20 protein-coding genes are annotated in these 18,285 nt (G+C 62.9%); 9 read left to right on the top strand and 11 right to left on the bottom strand.

All coding sequences use genetic code 11. The features are described 5' to 3' along the window. Positions 1 to 274: 274 nt before the first annotated feature. Positions 275 to 1,201, bottom strand: coding sequence for a LysR family transcriptional regulator (locus CK486_RS15695; protein ID WP_095941272.1), 927 nt, complete (start codon positions 1,199 to 1,201; stop codon positions 275 to 277). 108 nt (positions 1,202 to 1,309) lie between these two features. Here CK486_RS15695 and CK486_RS15690 point away from each other — a divergent pair, with 108 nt between their 5' ends. Both CK486_RS15690 and CK486_RS15685 read left to right on the top strand, forming a co-directional pair. Beyond that, complete coding sequence (locus CK486_RS15690) at positions 1,310 to 1,909, top strand: short chain dehydrogenase (protein WP_095941253.1); 600 nt, start codon at positions 1,310 to 1,312, stop codon at positions 1,907 to 1,909. Positions 1,910 to 2,231: 322 nt separating this feature from the next. Next, positions 2,232 to 2,879, top strand: coding sequence for a hypothetical protein (locus tag CK486_RS15685; RefSeq protein WP_095941252.1), 648 nt, complete (start codon positions 2,232 to 2,234; stop codon positions 2,877 to 2,879). A 57-nt stretch (positions 2,880 to 2,936) separates the two neighbouring features. On the opposite strand, the gene CK486_RS15680 is transcribed toward CK486_RS15685, so the two are convergent. Further along, a complete protein-coding gene (locus CK486_RS15680) occupies positions 2,937 to 4,322 on the bottom strand; it encodes a pectin acetylesterase-family hydrolase (protein WP_095941251.1) in 1,386 nt (461 codons plus the stop codon). Positions 4,323 to 4,575: 253 nt separating this feature from the next. Here CK486_RS15680 and CK486_RS15675 point away from each other — a divergent pair, with 253 nt between their 5' ends. Continuing rightward, positions 4,576 to 5,076, top strand: a complete 501-nt coding sequence (locus CK486_RS15675) for a thioesterase family protein (protein WP_176481731.1) — start codon at positions 4,576 to 4,578, stop codon at positions 5,074 to 5,076. Between the two features lie 3 nt (positions 5,077 to 5,079). Here the strand turns inward: CK486_RS15675 and CK486_RS15670 are convergent, their stop codons facing one another. Next, a complete protein-coding gene (locus tag CK486_RS15670) occupies positions 5,080 to 5,679 on the bottom strand; it encodes a hypothetical protein (RefSeq protein WP_095941249.1) in 600 nt (199 codons plus the stop codon). A 129-nt stretch (positions 5,680 to 5,808) separates the two neighbouring features. Here CK486_RS15670 and CK486_RS15665 point away from each other — a divergent pair, with 129 nt between their 5' ends. After that, positions 5,809 to 6,216: an SMI1/KNR4 family protein gene (locus tag CK486_RS15665; RefSeq protein ID WP_095941248.1), complete on the top strand. Its 408-nt coding sequence runs from the start codon at positions 5,809 to 5,811 to the stop codon at positions 6,214 to 6,216. 26 nt (positions 6,217 to 6,242) lie between these two features. Further along, on the top strand, positions 6,243 to 6,713 hold the full coding sequence (locus CK486_RS15660) for a hypothetical protein (protein ID WP_095941247.1): 471 nt from the start codon (positions 6,243 to 6,245) through the stop codon (positions 6,711 to 6,713). Positions 6,714 to 6,718: 5 nt separating this feature from the next. On the opposite strand, the gene CK486_RS15655 is transcribed toward CK486_RS15660, so the two are convergent. Next, positions 6,719 to 8,368, bottom strand: a complete 1,650-nt coding sequence (locus tag CK486_RS15655; protein ID WP_095941246.1) for an NAD(P)/FAD-dependent oxidoreductase — start codon at positions 8,366 to 8,368, stop codon at positions 6,719 to 6,721. A 134-nt stretch (positions 8,369 to 8,502) separates the two neighbouring features. On the opposite strand from CK486_RS15655, the gene CK486_RS15650 reads away from it, so the two are divergent. Then, the gene (locus CK486_RS15650) at positions 8,503 to 9,042 is read left to right on the top strand and encodes a PadR family transcriptional regulator (RefSeq protein ID WP_095941245.1); all 540 of its coding nucleotides are present in this window, start codon (positions 8,503 to 8,505) and stop codon (positions 9,040 to 9,042) included. 154 nt (positions 9,043 to 9,196) lie between these two features. Then, positions 9,197 to 10,372, top strand: coding sequence for a FimV family protein (locus tag CK486_RS15645; RefSeq protein WP_095941244.1), 1,176 nt, complete (start codon positions 9,197 to 9,199; stop codon positions 10,370 to 10,372). Between the two features lie 101 nt (positions 10,373 to 10,473). On the opposite strand, the gene CK486_RS15640 is transcribed toward CK486_RS15645, so the two are convergent. The 3 genes from CK486_RS15640 to CK486_RS15630 form a co-directional block, all read right to left on the bottom strand. Then, a complete protein-coding gene (locus CK486_RS15640) occupies positions 10,474 to 10,770 on the bottom strand; it encodes a hypothetical protein (protein WP_256574440.1) in 297 nt (98 codons plus the stop codon). A gap of 113 nt (positions 10,771 to 10,883) precedes the next feature. Continuing rightward, entirely contained in the window at positions 10,884 to 11,270 is a 387-nt protein-coding gene (locus CK486_RS15635) for a phosphopantetheine adenylyltransferase (protein WP_095941242.1), read from the bottom strand. A 67-nt stretch (positions 11,271 to 11,337) separates the two neighbouring features. After that, positions 11,338 to 11,673 (bottom strand): hypothetical protein, encoded by a 336-nt coding sequence (locus CK486_RS15630; RefSeq protein ID WP_095941241.1) that lies wholly within the window; start codon positions 11,671 to 11,673, stop codon positions 11,338 to 11,340. A gap of 202 nt (positions 11,674 to 11,875) precedes the next feature. Here CK486_RS15630 and CK486_RS15625 point away from each other — a divergent pair, with 202 nt between their 5' ends. Then, the gene (locus tag CK486_RS15625; RefSeq protein ID WP_095941240.1) at positions 11,876 to 12,628 is read left to right on the top strand and encodes a DUF4410 domain-containing protein; all 753 of its coding nucleotides are present in this window, start codon (positions 11,876 to 11,878) and stop codon (positions 12,626 to 12,628) included. A gap of 82 nt (positions 12,629 to 12,710) precedes the next feature. On the opposite strand, the gene CK486_RS15620 is transcribed toward CK486_RS15625, so the two are convergent. The 4 genes from CK486_RS15620 to zwf all read right to left on the bottom strand — a co-directional run bounded on the left by CK486_RS15620 (position 12,711) and on the right by zwf (position 17,246). Continuing rightward, positions 12,711 to 13,580, bottom strand: coding sequence for a CPBP family intramembrane glutamic endopeptidase (locus CK486_RS15620; protein ID WP_095941239.1), 870 nt, complete (start codon positions 13,578 to 13,580; stop codon positions 12,711 to 12,713). A gap of 110 nt (positions 13,581 to 13,690) precedes the next feature. Next, entirely contained in the window at positions 13,691 to 14,740 is a 1,050-nt protein-coding gene (locus tag CK486_RS15615) for a DUF2931 family protein (RefSeq protein WP_176481730.1), read from the bottom strand. 186 nt (positions 14,741 to 14,926) lie between these two features. Then, entirely contained in the window at positions 14,927 to 15,817 is an 891-nt protein-coding gene (locus tag CK486_RS15610) for an EamA family transporter (RefSeq protein ID WP_095941271.1), read from the bottom strand. Between the two features lie 4 nt (positions 15,818 to 15,821). Beyond that, positions 15,822 to 17,246, bottom strand: a complete 1,425-nt coding sequence (gene zwf / locus CK486_RS15605; RefSeq protein ID WP_371915509.1) for a glucose-6-phosphate dehydrogenase — start codon at positions 17,244 to 17,246, stop codon at positions 15,822 to 15,824. A gap of 144 nt (positions 17,247 to 17,390) precedes the next feature. Between zwf and hexR the strand changes: the two genes are divergently transcribed. Beyond that, positions 17,391 to 18,254: a transcriptional regulator HexR gene (gene hexR, locus CK486_RS15600; protein ID WP_095941236.1), complete on the top strand. Its 864-nt coding sequence runs from the start codon at positions 17,391 to 17,393 to the stop codon at positions 18,252 to 18,254. Positions 18,255 to 18,285: the final 31 nt, after the last annotated feature.

Here is an 18,285-nt window from a genome sequence, read left to right as displayed (position 1 = left end):
GACGCCTGGCCGACGCGCAGCAGACTCTGAACAGGTTCTTAGGCGGTCTGCGGTTATCCCCGTGAGCACTGGATGGCTCTGTGGATAAGCGCTGGACAGCCGGCTACACCCCAGACGCCCCGCGGCTTCCCGCGGGGCGTTTGTTTTTGAGCAATATCAGAGAGTTAGCCTGTGAGTTAAACACAGCAGCTGTGCGCCAGCCTGTGCATAAGCTTGGGGTAGTTGTGCACAGGCCCCGGTTGGCGGGGCGTGCAGGAGGTTGCACAAAAAACGCTCAGCGGTGTTTCACCTGCTCCAGCCCGTTGAGCAGCGCCTGGCTGTGGCGGAACCAGTCGAGCAGATAGTCCACCAGCGCTTCGGCCCGCCGTGGCAGGCGGCCCTGCCAGGGATGCACCAGAAAAACCGGTGTCTGTTGTGTCCGGTAGTCGCGTAGCAACCAGACCAGCTCTCCGGCGGCCAGCTCCTGATGCAGCATGTAGGAGGGCAGGCGGGCGATGCCGGCGTGGTTGAGCGCGGCCTTCTTCAACAGGCTGTAGTGGTTGCTGGCCAGATGACCCTTGACCCGGATGCGCTCTACATCGTGTTGCCGGTGGTACAGCCACTCCTCATAGCCGCTGTAATGACTGTTGAGCAGGCAGTTGTGGCCGGCCAGCGCCTGCGGATCGGCCGGCTCACCGTTTTGCGCCAGGTAGGTTGGCGTCGCGCAGGTGATTTCCTCCATGGAGAACAGCGGGCGGGCCACCAGCCGCTCATCCAGATTACGCCCCGAGCGGATCGCCAGATCGAAACCGTCACGCAGCAGGTCGCGATAGCCGTTGAACAGATCCAGTTCGATGCGGATTCCCGGGTACTGCCGGCAGAACTCCAGCAGCAGGCCGTCGAAAAAGGTTTCCCCCAGCGACACCGGCACACTCAGGCGCAGGGTGCCGCTGGGCTGATCCTGCACCTCGGCAATGCGCTGCAGGGCGAGTTGCCCCTGACGGGCCAGCGCCTGAGCCTCGGGCAGCAGCGCCTGCCCCGCGGCGGTCAGATGCAGCCGGCGTGTGGTGCGGTGCAGCAGGCGCGTGCCGAGCTGCTGCTCAAGCGAACTGATGCGCTTGGATAACTGGCCCTTGCTGCAGCCCAGCCCTTCGGCGGCAGCAGTAAAGCTGCCGGCTTCGATCAGGTGGGCAAAGGCGGCGAGGTCATCGAGGCTGGGTATGATTGTTTCCATATGGAAACCAAAGGTTCGTGATTGGGTGGATTATCTGTGCAAAGCCCGACTCTACACTGGCCTTGTCAGTCCTCACCAGCGTATGGAGTCAGTGTCATGAAGATTGTTCTTATCGGTGCCAGCGGCACCCTGGGCCAGGCCATCGATGCGGCATTGAGCGAGCGTCACCAGATCATCCGGGTTGGCCGGCAGAGCGGCGACCTGCAGGTCGACATCACCGACAGCGGCTCGATCCGCCGGCTGTTCGAACAGGTCGGATCCTTCGATGCGCTGGTCAGTGCGACCGGCAATCTGCACTTCGGCGCGCTCGCGGAAATGACCGAGGCGGAATATCTGATCGGGCTGCGCGACAAGCTGATGGGTCAGGTCAATCTGGTGCTGATCGGCCGTGAGTTCATCACGGACGGCGGCTCCTTCACCCTGACCTCGGGCATCCTCAGCGACGAACCGATTCGCTTTGGCAGCTCGGCCAGCATGGTCAACGCGGCGATTGACGGCTTTGTCCGTGGGGCGGCCATCGAGTTGCCGCGGGGTCTGCGAGTGAACAGCGTCAGCCCTACCGTGGTCAGCGAGTCGATGCCGGGCTATGCCCCGTATTTCCGTGGCTTCAAGCCGATTCCGGCTGCCGAGGCGGCACTGGGTTATGTGCGCAGTGTGGAGGGCGCGCAGACCGGGCAGGTGTACCAAATGCGCTGATCCAGTGTGTTACCCCCAACAGGCGTGGATGGCCCTGTGGATAAGCTGTCCATGCCTGTGGCTAGCCCAGAAACGCCGCGGGGTCCCGTCGTCTGCTGTTTTTTTGAACGATTTCAGCAGCTTGCCGAATAGTTAAACACAGTGGCTGTGCAGCTCCTTGTGGATAAGCTGTGCGGCCTACGCTACAGCCCAGTCCAGGCGCAGGCTCCGGCCGTCTGGCTGTTAATTAACCAGTCCACAAGAGCGCAGCTATCGTTGGTTTGTTGGCACGTTCGTTCAGTTTGACCTTTACTGGTCGGGTCCATTTGACGCCGGAGGTTCCATGCAGACACGTGTGTATCTGATGCTGGGCACAGTGAGCGCCGTCCTGGCGGTTGGCGCCAGCTTGTGGTTCACCGCCACTTCTCCGGACACGCCGAGCGTGCCATCGACTGCCACGGTTGCCGGGGGGCAAACCACTGCGTTGCCTCCGTCCTCTGCGGCGGAACCGGCGGATACTGCGCCGGTGGCCGGTCTGCCTGATCCGGCAGCGGTCAGGGCCTATGAGGCCCGGCAGGTCTTTCACGACCAGTACCGGCAGTTCATGGCGACGGCAGATCAACTGCTTGCGTCCCAGCGCGACGAGCAGGCCCAGGCGCTGGCGCTGGCCATCGATGAGCGTGAGGCGCAGGGCGAGCTGGCGCTCAGTGAGGCATTGTTGCTGCAGCTGGGCCTGATCAAGGCCACCAACCCGGATGAGACGGCGCAGAAGGCGGCCGCCGAAGCGCTGGTGGCACGTTACCAGGCGCGCAGTGCCGCGCGTGAGGCTCAGCGTCCTGTGCAGGCGGATCAGCGCTTTGTGGCCTACAAGGAACGGGAAAAGGCCATCGTCAGCGAAGTGCTGGCGCTGCAGAGCATTCCGGGTGGGTTGAGCCGGGATGAGTACCTGCGGCAACGCCTGCAGGAGGCCCGCGAGCAGAGTTATCAGTAGCGCTGTGATTCAAGAGAAGGGGGCCTCAGGGCCCCCTTCTTGTTTGCTGACCGGCTGTCAGAGCAGTTGGTCGAGTGCGTAGTAGAGCAGGTTGAACGGCTTGTTGCGGTCGGCGACGTCGCTGGACTCCGAGGCGTCCATGACCGGGCCGCTGCCTTCCATGACGTTGTTGATGAAGTGATCAAGCTGCAGGTTCTGCTCCTGAATATCCGAGTTGGCGAACTCGATGATGCTGGTGCAGTGGCTCTCGTTCACGGCCCGGTACTGCGGCAGATAGCTGCCCACATTCGGCAGGTTGGCCAGCTCGTTGCGCAGGCGCTGGGTATCCACACCCCACTTGGCATGGATCAGCGCCTCCTTGGCGGCCTGGGTCGGTGCGTTGGCGATTTCCGGGTAGAACCGCTCATAGGAGTAGGACGAGTAGTTGAGGTCCTGCCAGAAGTGGGTGTGCCCCATGCGGTCTCCCGGCAGCGTGGCGGAGAGCGCCGGGTACAGGGTGCCCAGATTCTGCGGGTCCACACCCGGCACGCGTGCCTGCAGGTACTGCAGCGGGCCGTTGTCCAGGCCCCAGGCACTGCGGATCAGGTTCTGCAGCGGCAGTGACGGGTAGCTGGCACTGTCGCCTCCGCGGGGAGCGGTGAACACCGGACCGGAGTCGTTGATCATGTAGCTGCGGGTGGGGGCAATGTCCTGGCGCAGGGCCGCGTAGTTGGTCAGGCTGCCGGCGCCGCCGGCGCTGCAGCCGGTGGTCAGCATCTGTCCGGGACGTGGCATGTTGTCCTTCATCCAGCCGACTATTGCCCGCATGTTACGCAGGCCGTTGTGGTGCCATACCAGCGGTGGTTTCTGGTTCTGCGGATCGTTGTACACCGCCACCTTGTCGCCGGAGTAGATGTCGCCGGTGCAGTAAGGCACGTAGACCATGTTCCAGTTCTGGCTCTTGGTGCGGGTCCAGGGGTGCAGGCGTACCACAAACGGACTGGCCAGGCTGGCGCCGGGATTGAGCAGGCTCATGTAATCGTCCGGTATGCCATTGGGGTTGCGTGCGCCGCGGATGCCCGTGAGGCCGCTGCAGCTCTCGTAGTCCCAGCAGGCGCCGCCGCCCTCCAGGTAAAAAATGGTGTTGCTGGTGTTGGGCACGCGGTTGACGAAGAACTTGTAGGGCGAGCCATCGCCGCACACGGCACCGGTTTGCGGCGCCAGTTCAACCTTCTGCCAGGCGTAATAGTTGCCGGGTTTGAAGCCGCTGTTGAAACCCGAGGGATTGCCCAGGAGCGGGTAGGGGCCAACGCGTTGTTCAGCGCGGACCGGGTTATCCGCCTGTGGTGGGGAGCTGAGATTGAGCAGGGTTTTCCAGAAGCTGTAGTCCCCGGTTTCCGCATGGGCCAGCGGGGTGGCGAGCGTGGCAGAGCTGATGCAGCAGGCAAGTAGCAGTCGTTGCATGGTGAAGCCCTCATCTTGTTATTGTCTGCAGGGCTGGCTGAAGGCAGGACGGCCGGCCCTGTGCTGTACCGCTTCATATGCGGCGCATCTGGCACGCTAGTGCATGATTTGGACTACGCCAGTTCGCTGGCCGGAACCCTACTTTGGATCGGCCTACTGACCGTTACGGCAATTGCCACGGGCGCTGCAGTCATTGCCAGCGATCGTTGCAGCCAGCAGGATGCGCGCCTGCTCGGGGGGAGGAGGTGGGTCGGTGAATCTGCTGGTTCGACTGTTTTGGCTGGCGTTGCGCGTCTGGTGTGGGGCGCCGCGTGATGTGCACGCAGTTTCGCGGCTGCACTTCCGTGTCTGGCCGCATGATCTGGGCTGGCGCGACCATTTGCCCAATTACCGTTTCATGAGCTTTTTCGAGCTGGGTCGCTTCGACTTCTGGCATGCCAGCCGCTTGCCATTTCGACGCCTTTACCGCACGCGGCTGATTGCGGCTCAGGACGTGGTCTATCTGCGTCCGATTCCCCCTCTGGCGCGCTTTTCCTGCAGCACCCGATTGCTGGGGTGGGATGAGAAGTACTGCTACTTCGCGCATGAGGTGCGTTGCGGGGAGACGCTGATGGCCGTGGGCTTGGTCAAGGAAGTGTTTCTTCGGGGAGGGCGTGTGGTGTCGCCACCTCAGGTGTTGCAGTTACCGGCTCAGAATGTGCCGGTCATGCAGCAGTGGCAGCGCCTTCAGGATGAGCTGAAGACGCTCTGCTAGGCATCAGGGTGTTGCCGGGGCCAACGGCGTAGGCCTGGCAGGCAACTCGCCCTTTGCCTCCAGCGCCCATTTCTGCAACTCGGTTATACGCTTGCGACTGCTGGCCTTGGCCTGATCGATGGCTTCGCTGTAATCGCTCAGCCAGCTGCGCGAGCCCGGCAGCATATTGGCCAGATCGCGCATGCCGATCTTGAGGCCGTCCATCACCTGTTGGTAATCCTTTTCCTGCTCCTGCAGCACCAGGGCCACGCGGCCGACCGTGCTCTTGTCGTCAATCGGCGCATGTAGGCCAGTGAACTGGTTGGCTTTCAGACTGGCTAACTGCTCGTCCTGCATGGCCACCAGTCTTTCCAGACGTTCGACGCTCTTTTCCAGCGTCGCCACACGCTGCTCCATGGCTTGAACATTATCCACGGACAGCACTTCGCCTTCGTCACCCAGGCTGCTGATCAGGCTCATCACCAGCCAGACCAGCAAGGCAAAGCCGCCCACCAGGCTCACTACCCACAGCCAGATGCGGTCGGACTTTTCCTCATGCTCGAGCAGCTCGATGCGCTCTTCTTCGCTGAGGCTGCTTTCGCTGGTTTCTTCCTGCTCTTTCATGGCTCGCTCCGGGCCTTTGGCAAAATGGCGGCGCCTTTTAATTGACGATAGCAGAGTTATCCACCGGCCCCGTCGCGAGCGCGTCTGCGCTAGGGTATAAAGCCATCCCCCCAGCACAGGAGCCTTATCGTGGAAGAAGTCATCGAACAACTGCGCGAACTGAACGAGCCGGTGCCGGTTCCGCTGGAGCTGCCCGACGAGGAAACCCTGGTGGAGATCCAGGAAGAAATCCTCATTCACCTGCCATTCGAGCTGCGCGAGTTTCTGCTCAAGGTCAGCGACGTGGTGTATGGCCGGCTGGAGCCGGTGACCGCCAGCGATCCGCAGTCGCACACCTACCTGCCCGAAGTCGCCTCGGTGGCCTGGGACCGTGGCCTGCCGCGCGATCTGGTGCCGCTGTGTCAGGATGGCCGTGACTACTATGCGGTGGACGTCGAGGGTCAGGTCTGGCTGTGGGATGGCAGCGAGGGCGAGCTGACCGATGAGAGCTGGGATTCAGTCTGGCACTGGTGCCGGGACGTCTGGCTGGAAAGCTGATCGGTACTGCACAGGGAGTGTGAATCATGGATGAGTCGACCGTACCGCGCTGGCAGCGTGTATGGGCCCAGTTGCCGCGAGAGGTGCGCGGTCAGTTGGTCAATCTGGTTGTGGTTGGCTTGGTGGCTGGCAGCATTCTGCTGGTGTATGCCACAACCCTGCTGTTTATGGGCGGGGCGCGGGTGGTGGAGTGGCTGCACGAGCAGCCCTCACCCTATGCCGTGATGGATGACCGCTACTTCACCTACTGCCTCGATCAGGTGGAGGTGCTGCACCAGGCGGCGGTTGAGCTGCAACGCCGGGAGAACACTCCGGGCGTGGCCAGCGACAGCGCCTATGCCCGCTGGTACTCGCTATCCCAGCGTTTTGAGCGTGACTGTTCGGGCCGCCACTGGCCGGGCGAGGGCGTGCCGGAGAGCCCTGCTGACTGGCTGCCGCACCTGGGGCTGACCGCTCAGGACTGGCCGGCTTCGGTGCCGACCCGTCCTGACGAGTAGCCGGATCAGGCGGGTTCGGTGCTGGCGGGCGTCTCGCTGGTGGCTTTGCCGCGCCAGTTCTTCAGCAGTTGCCCCACCTTGTAGCCGCGCCAGCCGAGCATGCAGCTGGCGGTCAGCACGCCGGCCATCAGCGCGCCACCCACGCCGGCGGTGACGGTGTCGGCGCCGGTCAGGTAGAGGCCCCTGATTGGCGTCTGGCTGTGGATCCAGTGCTGGTCGAAGCGCTGCACCGTGTGCTCGATGCCGTAGATCTCGCCCTGTTCGTTCCACTGGAACCATTCGGTGGACAGCGGCGTGCCCAGCTCGCAGAAGTCCAGGTGCTCACGCAGCTGCGGCTGGAAGCGGTAGAGGGTTTCCAGCAGTTGCTCGGTGAGCTTCGCCTTGAACGCCTCGTAGTCCTCGCCGCGTTTGCCCCAGGTGCTGCCTTTCCACTGGGCGAACCATTCCGGCAGGGTCGCTGCGACGATCTCCACCGTGGCCTTGTGCGGGTAGCGCGCATCCCAGGACGGATCCTTGGCCGAGGGGAAGGAGATGTAGATCAGCGGCATCGTCTCGCTCTGCCGGCTTTCGAAGGCCTGCACGTTGCCGTCGTGATCGGCCGAGGGGTAGACCCAGTAGTTGGTCTTCGGCAGGCCCAGCTCACTGGCGGTGCCCTTGAAACCGGCATACAGGCAGAGCGTCGCGGCGGACAGTTCCACCTGCTTGAGGTTGGTCAGCAGGCCTGCCGACTCGGCGGCTTCGCGCGGCACCAGGCGGGTATAGGTCGGCACCAGCCCGGCGCAGCTGACGATTTGCGGCGCGCGCAGTTCGACGCCGTCCTTCTGCAGGCGCACGCCCACGGCGCGGCCGTTCTCGATCAGGATCTTGTCCACGCCGGCGTAGGTGAACACCTGGCCGCCGGCGGCTTCGATCACCGGGATGATGGTCTCGGCCATGCTCACCGCGCCGCCCACCGGGTAGTTGCCGCCGGTGATGTAGTGCTTGGCGACCATGGCATGCATGAGGAAGGACGACTCGCAGGGCGGCAGACCGTAGTCGCCCCACTGGGCGGTGAGTGCACCGATCAGCTGCTCGTTGCGGGTCAGCCCTTCGAGCACTTCGCGGGTGCTCTTGAAGCAGTAGTCCGGCAGCCACCAGCGGCGCAGTTTGGCGTAGAGCAGACCGAGGGCGCGCGGCATGGCCTGACCGGCGAAGAACTTCGGTACCCGCGCGCTGACCTCGCTGAGCAGCTCGACATACCGGTCGATGGCGGCCGCTTCAGTGGGGAAGTGGCGCTTCATCTCGGCTTTGAACTGCTCGCGGCCGGCGACGTAGTCGATCACCTGCTCGCCGAGGACGATGCGGTCGTAATGGTCGTCCATCGGCGCCCAGTGCAGGTTGCCGTCGCTGATCACATCGAACACCCGGCGGATCACCGACCAGGGTTTGTGCACCTCGCCGATGTAGTGCACGCCCACGTCCCACTCGTAGCCTTCGCGCTCGTAGCTGTGGGTGTAGCCGCCGGCGGTGTAGTGCTGCTCCAGCACGCAGACGCGTTTTCCCAGCTTGCTCAGCAGGGCGGCGGTGGTCAGGCCACCGATGCCCGAGCCGATGATGATGGCGTCGTAGTTATCTTGGGCCAGGCGTTGGCGGAAGCGGGTGCCAGTGCGTTTCATGGAAGGGTCTCCGGGCGGATGTTGTTCTTGTTATGCAATGTTTTGCATATTAGGTGCGCTTGGGAGATTTATGCAACTTCTTGCATAGTCCGTATACTGCCAAGCACTTCCCGCCTTATGCCGAATCTGCGCTCATGTCCCTCAAGCACGCCATCCTCATTCTTCTCGAAAGCGAACCGGGCAGCGGCTACGACCTGGTCAAGCGCTTCAAGGCCGGGCTTGGCTACTTCTGGAACGCCAAGCACCAGCAGGTCTATCTGGAGCTGAAGAAGCTGAGTGAAGCCGGCTGGCTGGCCTTTGAGGAAGAGGCGCAGGACAGCCGGCCGGACAAGAAGATCTACCGCCTGACCCCGGCAGGCCACGCCGAGCTGCTGCGCTGGCTGAGCGAGCCGGTGGCGCCGAACAAGATCAACGACGCCCTGCTGGTCAAACTCTATGGCGGTTCGCTCACGGATGAAGCCAACCTGCGCGAGGAGATGGCCCGGCATGTGGCCATCCACCGCAAGACCCTGGACAGCCTGCTGGCCATCGAGCGCGAACTGCTCGCCCTGCCCGAGGCTGAACGCCTGGCCTGGCGTCTGCCCTACCTCACCCTGCGCCGCGGCATTCTCGGCGAGCAGGCCTGGCTGGCCTGGGCCGACGAGGTGGCGCTGGCGCTGCGCAGTGCCGACTGATCGGCAGTTCTGCCAATTCATCTGTGACGGGTTCTGCGCTTGCGCCATTTGCGCCTGTCGACTGGCGCAGCGGCCGCGAATAATCGGCGCCATGCTGCCGTGTGGCAGGCCGGGGTGAGCCCCCCGGAGAGCGCTGATTGTCGAGAGGTTTCCCATGATTCAGGCACATCGTCTGCTGCTGGCTCTGGCCGTGGCATCCACCAGCTCCCTGAGCGCTCCGGCGTGGGCGCTGGGGCTGGGCGAAGTTCAGGTTCAGTCGGCCCTGAGCCAGCCGTTGCGCGCGCAGATCCCGCTGAGTGATATCAGCGACCTGTCTGCCGGCGAGGTGCTGGTGCGGCTGGCCTCGGCCGAGGAGTATCAGAAGGCAGGTGTGGAGCGCAGTCAGTTCCTCGCTGATCTGCAGTTCAGCCCAGAACTCCGCGCCACGGGCGGCAGCGTGATCCGCGTGACTTCGCGCCAGCCGGTGCGCGAGCCCTACCTCAACCTGCTGCTGGAAGTGACCTGGCCCAACGGTCGCCAGCTGCGCGAATTCAATCTGCTGCTCGACCCGCCCAGCTACAGTTTCCAGTCGCCTGTAGCCGCGCCTGCTGTTGCCAGCGCCCCACGCCCTCAGGCACAGGCCGCCGCACCTCAGACTCCGCCGGCGAGCGGCAGCGGCCCGCAGCCGGGCGGCCAGTACCAGACCCGCGAGAACGACCGCCTGTGGGATATCGCCCGCGCCATTCGTGGTCCTCAGTCCACGCCACAGCAGGCCATGCTGGCGATTCAGCGCCTGAATCCGCAGGCGTTCGATGGCGGCAACATCAACCGCCTCAAACGCAACCAGACCCTGCAGCTGCCGACGGCCGAGCAGATACAGCAGCACTCGGCCAGCGAGGCGCTGGCGCAGGTCGAACAGCAGCACCAGAGCTGGCGCGCGCCGGCCGCACCGGTTCAGGCGCAGATGGATGCGACCCGGCGACCTGTTGCCGCGGCAGCCCCTGCAACGGTGGCCAAGGGTGACACCCTCAGTCTGGTGGGTGCTTCGACTGGCAAGGGCGCAGCCGATGCCGCGCAGGGCAAAGACAAGGCTGCTGCCAGTGAGGCGCTCAAGCAGCAGCTGGCACTGACTCAGGAAGGCCTGGACCAGGCCCGCCGTGAGCGCGAGGAGCTGAACAGCCGCCTCGCCGACCTGCAGTCGCAACTGGAGAAGCTGCAGCGTCTGGTGCAGCTCAAGGACAGTCAGCTGGCCCAGTTGCAGGCGCGTTTGGCTGCGGCGGATAAACCCGCGCAGCCGGCGGTGCCGCCAGCGGCCGCCGTTGTTCCGAACAACGGCTCCCAGCCAGACTGAGTGCGGATAAACACGTTGGCCACGCAGGTGGCTGGGCGGATAACACCGCCTGAGCCCTTGAATGCTCTGTTCCGGGAGTATTTGAGTCGGTTGTTTGCACGCTAGCCTATACGGACTTCGACTTTCCCTGCCCCTGCGGAAAACCCAACCTCGCGCAAACAGCGCTCTTCAATTTCACAAAGCCCTCCCTCGGTCATGGCTTGAGGGAGGATGAGCAGCCTTGGCCTGCCCTTGAGAAACCCCGTTGCTCCAAGCTTCGAAAGACCATCCTTCAGGCATTCGACGGCGGGCACGAAGGTACCCACCAAGAGGCGTGTGCTGGTGAACGGCGCTGATGGCTCAACGGTAATCGACTTGCCGCCGGTGGTCAGAACCATCCGGTTTTCAAAGATGTTCACGGTTACGTCCATGTGTGGGGGGATCTCTGTGTTGTGGTTAAGGAGATTGGCTGTCCGATCCCTTATCTGGGGGCAATACGTATCTTCTCGCGCAAATGGTCCTCGTTTGCTGCTCAGGATTCAGCACCGAATTGAACATACAGATACGCCGCTCCACCGATTAACAGGCAGATCAGGGCAACAATATCTGCGGTAAAAACGCGTGCAATCTGAGCGTTGTAACCGCCTGTTGACCAAGCAAGCCAAAGGAATGACAAGACACTTACAAATCCGGCTATGAACGCAATTGCCTGTAGCGCAGGACGGAAAGCAGCGAGCAGCAGAAACGCGCCGAGCAGACCGAAGAGCACTGCGCGATGGCGCATAAGAATGGCGAGATTTGGCTCGGTGAAGGACAGGCCATACAGAGCTGCAAGCCTTTCGCTTCCGAGTGCGCCGGTCAGCGGCAGCAAGTGAATCACAGCGACCACGATCAGCATCGTTGACACAAGATAGTGCATGGTCAGTCCTCTAGAGGCCAGGTCTGCAGATGCGCAGTTTCTCTGTACTGGGCGTTTGGATGGCTTGTCAGGCGCGTGCTCCAAGCAGGACACCCTTCATATCGCCTTTGGTCTGAATGCTCAGAATGAACAGATAGGCCATAAGGAAAGAGGCTCCGCCGAAGAACGCGAGCATGCCCAGAGCCAAGCCGCCTGCTGAGAACTGATGTCGCCAAGAAACCCATAATGCTGACAGCGACAGCATAAGCAAGAAATCAAGGTTGAACTGGCCAGGCCAGGTCATAGCCGCCATATCACCGAAGAAGATTGGGAGTAGTCCCAAACCGTGATGTGAGATCACGACGGCGGTGTAGCCCATGAGCGTCAGCCAGGTAACTGCGAGAAAGATACGAAATTTCAACATCGGCTTTTCCTACCTGAAAAGTGGATGGCTTGATTGATACGTCATTTAAGGCGAGGCCATAAATTTGAAGGTAGTGCGAGTTCCGCGAGGCGACTAAGGGTTGATTGCATCTACTTGCCTTCCGGGTGTCTTGCGCTTGCGGATCGTGGTTGCTCAGAGGGTTCGCTAGAATCGGTCGTAGTTTGCCCTGAGTGAGCCATCGATGATCCAGCACAATCGCCTGTTCCATTGCGTTGAACCACTCCGCGTTACCCGTACGTTGAGGCAATGCCTGGTGATGTTGCTGGCACTCGGCAGTGGCGTGCTGGTTGCTGGCGAACGGTCGCTGCTGGGTGGTGTGGATATCAGCACTCAGCGGTCCTCTGGCGCGGCGCTGGCCATTGAGCCGTCACGTATCTACATCGCTGATTTTTCTCTGGATGCTGCCGCGACATCCGACTCTGCCGACAGACCGGTGCTCGGACGATTGGCCGAACGCGTCAAGGCTTTGCCAGGCAAAGATTCGCCCCAGCAGCAGGCCGCCCGCATCGTCACGCAGATGACCGATGAGCTGATCCGGCAGTTCTCGCAGCAGGGACTGCCTGCTTCACGCTGGCAGCCGGGCATATCGATGCCACAGCCGAGTTGGTTGGTACAGGGTATGTTCACCGAAGTGGGAGAGGGCAGCCGGATCGGCCGAGCGGTGATTGGCTTTGGTCGTCATGCCAGTCGCATGGACATCCAGCTGCAGGTGAGCGACCTGAGCCTGGCGCCACCCATCAGTCCGTTTCTGTATCTCGGAACGGCCAAGGACCCGAGCAAATTGCCCGGCGCTATCGTCACCCGCAATCCCTATGTTGCGGTCGCCAAGTTTGCTCTGGACAAACAGGCCACCGAACAGGATATCGAGCAAACAGCGCAGGCGATTGTAGAAAGGGTGCTGCAGTTTCGCGCCGAGGTTGCACCCAGATCGTAGGGCGGGTTAGCCGGAGGCGTAACCCGCCGAGCGATCTATCGGCCCGCGCCAAGCCACGCCCCACAAGGCTGGAGGCCCTGAGTCAGATCGCGCGTTTCCATATTGGCGGTACGATTTTTCCGCGCTTGGCTGCCATGACCGCCATTGCGATGCCTGTTGCGGTGCATACGACCAGCGCGAGTACCGACGACTCAACGCCAAAGTTACCCCCTGTCAGATAGTCGGGACCATCAATGGTCGATCTGATCAGGCCAGATGCGGCCTCATTGCCAGAGACGATGCTGGAAAATATGGCCGACTGGGTGTAGTTCCAGGCGACATGAAAACCCATGCTCAGCCACAGCCGGCGCGTCAGCATGTAAGCAGCGGCTAGCAGGATGCCCGCTTCCACGGCGATAAACAGCGCGCCCTCAAGCGTGGCCTCAGGGTTCATCAAATGGGTCAGGCCAAACACCAGCGAAGACACCACCAGAGCCGCCCAGCTGCCGAACCAGCTCTCGACCGCGCCGAACAGTACTCCGCGGAACAGCAACTCTTCGAAGATGCCGGAGGCTAGTGCCATGGCAATCGCCGGGATCATGAAGCTCAAGGGGTTCAGGCCATCGATGCGGTAGATGCCCATGGCCATCAGAACAAGTTCACAGGTGGCGTAAAGACCTGCACCGATGACCAGGCCGATACCGAGTTCACGACCCATGCCCGGTAAGGCGAGCTCCGAGGCAGCTCGTTGCTCGATGAAGTGGGCATAGCCGAGATACACCGCAAAGCCGGCGATGGCCAGCGCGACAATGTGCTGTACCGCTTTCACCGGTTCGCTGGCATAGCTGGTCATCACATCCTGATTCATCCCCATCATGAGTAGCAGGATGAAGCCGAGCAGCAGCACGCGTACTGGCGGCGAGCGGAGGAATCGCCGGGCTAGGCCCGGTTCAGTGTGAGGGGTTACGGTCATCGGGGCATTCTCCATTGCCTTAGCAGCGTTAACGGATTTGGTAGGGCATGAACAATGGGTTTATGACTAAGCCTGAATGCGTGCACAGCAGGCTCTTATTTCTCTTGCCGTTACGGGCTTAACCGCCCGACCTGTATCCGCGAATGCTGCAGTGCAGTCCGGCCCGCCGCCGTTTCGAGTGCGATGACGATGCGCGAGTGGTACTTCAGGTTGAAGTGCAGCGTCGGGGGCGTGCTTCCGGCAGCCTTGGCCTGCCCGAAGGCGCTGAATATTTCGTTCTCATCGAAGCCGATCTCCGCCAGCAAGGTACTTCCGCTTGGGCTGCGGTAGGCGATCTGTACGTGCTTCGGGATCGTGTCGAACAGGCCGGGTGACGTGCGGGTGAAATCATGGAACTGGCGCTCACCGTTGAAGCCGCGCAAGAACAGGTACTGAGGCGTGACGCCTTCTGCCACGGCCAGGCGCCAGCGCTCGCGCTGTGTGTAGCGCGGCCACGACGACACCGGCGGGCCGTTTTTGCTGAGGGTTGCGAGCGCATCCGGGCTGAGACGCCTGGTCAGGGTCGAGCGGATGAACTCCTGGCGCGGGATCGCCGGATTATCCACAACCCTTGACCAGTCCATTTCCACCGGCTCAAGCCGGGCGCGGGCCACCTCGCGCACCAGGCCGCTGCCCGCCATCCAGATGCTGGTCCAGCCACCCAGCCCCATGCCCACGATGATCTTCTGCCAGGTGCCGTGTTCCTGTGTCAGCGGAATGGTGAATCCCTCTTCGAACAGCTGGGTCAGCAGGGCATGGGGCAGCGCTACCTCGCCTCCGTAGAACCTGTCCTCGGTGTAGGAGAACCAGGCCAGTTCCAGCTTCTCCGGAACCGGCTTCTGCGCGGGGCCGATCAGGCGCCGCGAACCGATTTCGCCCCAGCCATTGTTGATGATCTTGCCGGCAGGAACCCCAATCAGCGCGCCCTCGGGGCTCTTGAGCAGGCCGTTAATCAGCTGCATCGGGTAGCGCTCGTCCGCACATTCGGAGGGCAGCCACTCGAACTCCTTGGCGCGGCCGAAGAACGCCTGGGCTGACCCGGGGAGCGCCAGCGCAGTAAGCCCCGCGCTGGCGGCCAGCTTCAGGAAAAACCGCCGGGCATTGAACGAATCGTCTGACATGGCGTTACCCAGAGTGAAGGTCGTAGGGCGGGTTAGCCGGAGGCATAACTCGCCGAGCAATATAGCGGCCCGCATCGGGGGCTGTGCCGCCGTGCTGATCAGCAGCACCCTGTAGAGGTAAGCACAGATCAGCGCGGGTCAAATGAGCAGCCCTACAAGGCTTTTTCAGCCTATCTGGCAAACTCGTCAACGAGCCTGCAGATAGTTGCGCAACTGCGGCCACAGCAGGTTCAACGCCAGTCCCGCGATCACCAGCGCTGCGGCGCCAAGCTTCCAGGCTGGCAGGGCCTCGCCCAGCCACAGCGCTGCCCCGCCCATGCCGAACAGTGGCACCAGCAGGGCAGTCGGCGTAATGCTGGCCGCCGGATGGCGGGCCAGTAGCCAGGCCCAGGCTGCATAACCGAACAGGGTATTGCCCAGTGCCTGCCAGGCCACCGCCAGCCAGGTCCAGGTATCTGCTGCCTGCAGGCCGTGGCTGATTGCTGGCCCGCCCTCCAGCAGCAGAGACAGCAGCGCCAGCGGTGGAGCGGCAAACAGACTGGACCAGACGACGTAAGCCAGCATGTTGATGCGCCCGGCCTGGCGTGCCACCAGATTGCCGCCAGCCCAGCATAGTGCGGCCAGCAGCATCAGCCCCAGGCCCAGCAGGCTGGTGCTGCCATCGGTGTGGGCGACGATGATTCCGATGCCGCCGCTGGCCAGCAGCAGGGCCAGCCACTGCGCGCGCAACAGGCGTTCACCGGAGAAGTACATGGCCAAGCCGATGGTGAAGAACACCTGCAACTGGATCACCAGCGAGGCCAGGCCGGGTGAGATATGCCCGTGCATGGCGATGAACATCACGCCGAACTGGCCAACACCGATCAGCAGTCCGTAGGCGGCCAGATTGCCCCAGGACACCGCCGGGCGCGGTAGGAACAGCGCGGCCGGCAGGGCGGCGAGGGTGAAGCGCAGGGCGGCGAACAGCAGTGGAGGCAGGTGGCCGAGAGCTAGCTTGATCACCACGAAGTTGGTGCCCCATACCGCTACGACAGTCAGGGCCAGTAGCAAGTGGCGAAGCGGTAGCTGAGTGTTCATGGCGTCAGTCATGCCACTCGCGGCCGGCCAGTTCCAGCAGGCTCTGGGCCTGTTCCGGGCCGTTGCTGCCGGCGGGGTAGGGGCGCGAGTTGGGGTAGTAGCTGTCCCAGCCCTTGATAATGGGGTCGACCCAGGCCCAGGCGGCTTCCACTTCGTCGCGGCGCATAAAGAGGGTCGAGTCGCCCTCGATCACGTCCAGCAGCAGGCGCTCGTAGGCATCCCAGCGGCGCTTCTGCGGGAACACCTGAGCCAGGTTCAGGTCCAGCTCCATGGGTGTCAGGCGCATGCCCTTGCCGGGGCTTTTGCCCATCAGCTGCAGGCTGATGCGTTCCTCCGGCTGCAGGCGGATCAGCAGGCGGTTGGCCTGGCTGCCGTCGAACAGGCGGTGCGGCACCGGCTTGAACTGGATGACGATTTCCGAGCATTTCCTCGCCATGCGTTTGCCGGTGCGCAGGTAGAAGGGCACGCCGGCCCAGCGCCAGTTGTCGATTTCGGCCTGCACGGCGACGAAGGTTTCGGTGTCGCTGTCGTTATCGACATTCTTCTCGAAGTAGTAGGCCGGCACTTCCTGGCCGCCGATATGGCCGGCGCTGTACTGGCCGCGCACGGTCTTGTCCTGCACGTCGAGGCCGCTGATCGGCTTGAGCGCCTGGAGGATCTTCACCTTTTCGTTGCGCACCGATTCGGCGTCGAAATGCACCGGCGCTTCCATGGCCACCAGGCAGAGCAGTTGCAGCAGGTGGTTCTGCAGCATGTCGCGCATGGCGCCGGTGTGGTCGTAGTAGGCGCCACGGTTTTCCACGCCGAGGGTTTCGCTGACGGTGATCTGCACGTGATCGATGTGGCCGGCGCGCCAGACCGGTTCGAACAGGGCGTTGGCAAAGCGCAGGGCCATGAGGTTCTGCACCGTTTCCTTGCCCAGGTAGTGGTCGATGCGGAAGACCTGGGATTCCTCGAACACGCGGCCGATGGAGCGGTTGATCTCGCGGGCGGATTCCAGCGAATGGCCGATCGGCTTTTCCAGCACGATGCGCGTGTGCGGGCCGGCGAGGCCGGCGTTGTGCAGGTGCTCGGCAATGGGCTCGAAGAGGTCGGGCGCGGTGGCCAGGTAGTAGACGCGTCCGCGCTGGCAGCCGTCGCCCAGCCATTTGCCCAGACGGTTGAAGTCGGCACTCTGGCTGAGGTCCATGCTGAAGTAGTCGATACGCGCGGCAAAGCTCTGCCAGGTGTCGTTGTCGAATTCGCTGCGCGCCACCTGGGCGCGGCAGTTGCGTTCGGCCAGGGTCAGGTAGGCGTCACGGCTGAGGCTGTCGAGGGCGGCGGTGTGGATGCGCATGTCGCCGGGCAGGCGACCTTCGCGGTGCAGGTGATAGAGCGCCGGCAGCAGCTTGTGCAGAGACAGGTCACCGGTGCCGCCGAGCACCAGCATGTCGCAAGGGGGCGTATTCACGAGCATCTCCACCGCGTTTCCGGCCCGCGGTACTAAGGAATTCGAGGTTGCTTGACGGTTTCATGTAGTATAACTACATAAGAACTACATTCCGGCTTTGCCGATCATAACCGAGTCCCGCCCGTGAACCTTCTGCAGCATATCGCCCAGTCCCGTGAGGAGCTGCGCAAATCCGAACTCAAGGTCGCCGAGCATGTGCTGGCCGACCCTTCCGCGGTGATGCACAGCTCCATGGCCGACCTGGCCCACGAGGTGGGTGTCAGCGAGCCGACCATCGTGCGCTTCTGCCGTGCCATCGGCTGCGCCGGGTTTCAGGACCTCAAACTCAAGCTGGCGCAGAGCCTGGCCTCGGGTTCGAGCTTCGGTCAGTTCTCGATCAGCGAAGGCGACTCGGTGGCCGATGTCAGCCTGAAGATCTTCGATGCCACCCTGCACACCCTGATCGAGGTGCGCGAGCATCTGGACACCAGCGCTGTAGAGTGCGCGGTGCAGGCTATTGCGGCGGCCAAGCAGGTCAACTTCTATGGCTTCGGTGCCTCCGGCGCGGTGGCGGCCGATGCCCAGCACAAGTTCTTCCGTCTGCTGCTGTCGGCCGCGGCCTACTCAGACCCGCACATGCAGGCGATGTCGGCGGTCACCCTGCAGCCGGGCGATGTGGCCATCTGCATCTCCCAGTCGGGGCGCTCCAAGGACCTGCTGATCACCGCCAATCTGGTGCGTGAAAGCGGTGCCACGCTGATCACCCTGTGTCCGGGGCAGACCCCGCTGGCCGATCTGGCGACGGTCAATCTGGCCATCGATGTGCAGGAAGACACCGATATCTACACCCCGCTCAGCTCGCGCATCGCCCATCTGGTGGTGATCGACGTGCTGGCCATGGGTGTGGCCATGGCCCGTGGCCCGGATCTGGTCAATCACCTCAAGAGCGTCAAGCGCAGCCTGCGCAGCCTGCGTCTGTCGCCCAAGAGCGTGCGCCACGACGACTGACATCGCAGCGTCACGGGCTATTCACGGCGCT

It is taken from the genome of Pseudomonas sp. HAR-UPW-AIA-41 (assembly GCF_002304225.1).
Taxonomy (GTDB): Bacteria; Pseudomonadota; Gammaproteobacteria; order Pseudomonadales; family Pseudomonadaceae; genus Aquipseudomonas.
Note: the sequence above shows the minus strand (reverse complement) of the source record. Positions and strands in the feature narration are given on the sequence as shown.

What these genes read in the sequence shown, in the direction of transcription:
- CK486_RS15690 (WP_095941253.1), top strand. Translation starts at nt 1,310, where the DNA reads ATGAAGATTGTTCTTATCGGTGCCAGCGGCACCCTGGGCCAGGCCATC.
- CK486_RS15685 (WP_095941252.1), top strand. Translation starts at nt 2,232, where the DNA reads ATGCAGACACGTGTGTATCTGATGCTGGGCACAGTGAGCGCCGTCCTG.
- CK486_RS15680 (WP_095941251.1), bottom strand. Translation starts at nt 4,322, where the DNA reads ATGCAACGACTGCTACTTGCCTGCTGCATCAGCTCTGCCACGCTCGCC.
- CK486_RS15670 (WP_095941249.1), bottom strand. Translation starts at nt 5,679, where the DNA reads ATGAAAGAGCAGGAAGAAACCAGCGAAAGCAGCCTCAGCGAAGAAGAG.
- CK486_RS15660 (WP_095941247.1), top strand. Translation starts at nt 6,243, where the DNA reads ATGGATGAGTCGACCGTACCGCGCTGGCAGCGTGTATGGGCCCAGTTG.
- CK486_RS15655 (WP_095941246.1), bottom strand. Translation starts at nt 8,368, where the DNA reads ATGAAACGCACTGGCACCCGCTTCCGCCAACGCCTGGCCCAAGATAAC.
- CK486_RS15650 (WP_095941245.1), top strand. Translation starts at nt 8,503, where the DNA reads ATGTCCCTCAAGCACGCCATCCTCATTCTTCTCGAAAGCGAACCGGGC.
- CK486_RS15645 (WP_095941244.1), top strand. Translation starts at nt 9,197, where the DNA reads ATGATTCAGGCACATCGTCTGCTGCTGGCTCTGGCCGTGGCATCCACC.
- CK486_RS15635 (WP_095941242.1), bottom strand. Translation starts at nt 11,270, where the DNA reads ATGCACTATCTTGTGTCAACGATGCTGATCGTGGTCGCTGTGATTCAC.
- CK486_RS15630 (WP_095941241.1), bottom strand. Translation starts at nt 11,673, where the DNA reads ATGTTGAAATTTCGTATCTTTCTCGCAGTTACCTGGCTGACGCTCATG.
- CK486_RS15625 (WP_095941240.1), top strand. Translation starts at nt 11,876, where the DNA reads ATGATCCAGCACAATCGCCTGTTCCATTGCGTTGAACCACTCCGCGTT.
- CK486_RS15620 (WP_095941239.1), bottom strand. Translation starts at nt 13,580, where the DNA reads ATGACCGTAACCCCTCACACTGAACCGGGCCTAGCCCGGCGATTCCTC.
- CK486_RS15615 (WP_176481730.1), bottom strand. Translation starts at nt 14,740, where the DNA reads ATGTCAGACGATTCGTTCAATGCCCGGCGGTTTTTCCTGAAGCTGGCC.
- CK486_RS15610 (WP_095941271.1), bottom strand. Translation starts at nt 15,817, where the DNA reads ATGAACACTCAGCTACCGCTTCGCCACTTGCTACTGGCCCTGACTGTC.
- zwf (WP_371915509.1), bottom strand. Translation starts at nt 17,246, where the DNA reads ATGCTGGTGCTCGGCGGCACCGGTGACCTGTCTCTGCACAAGCTGCTG.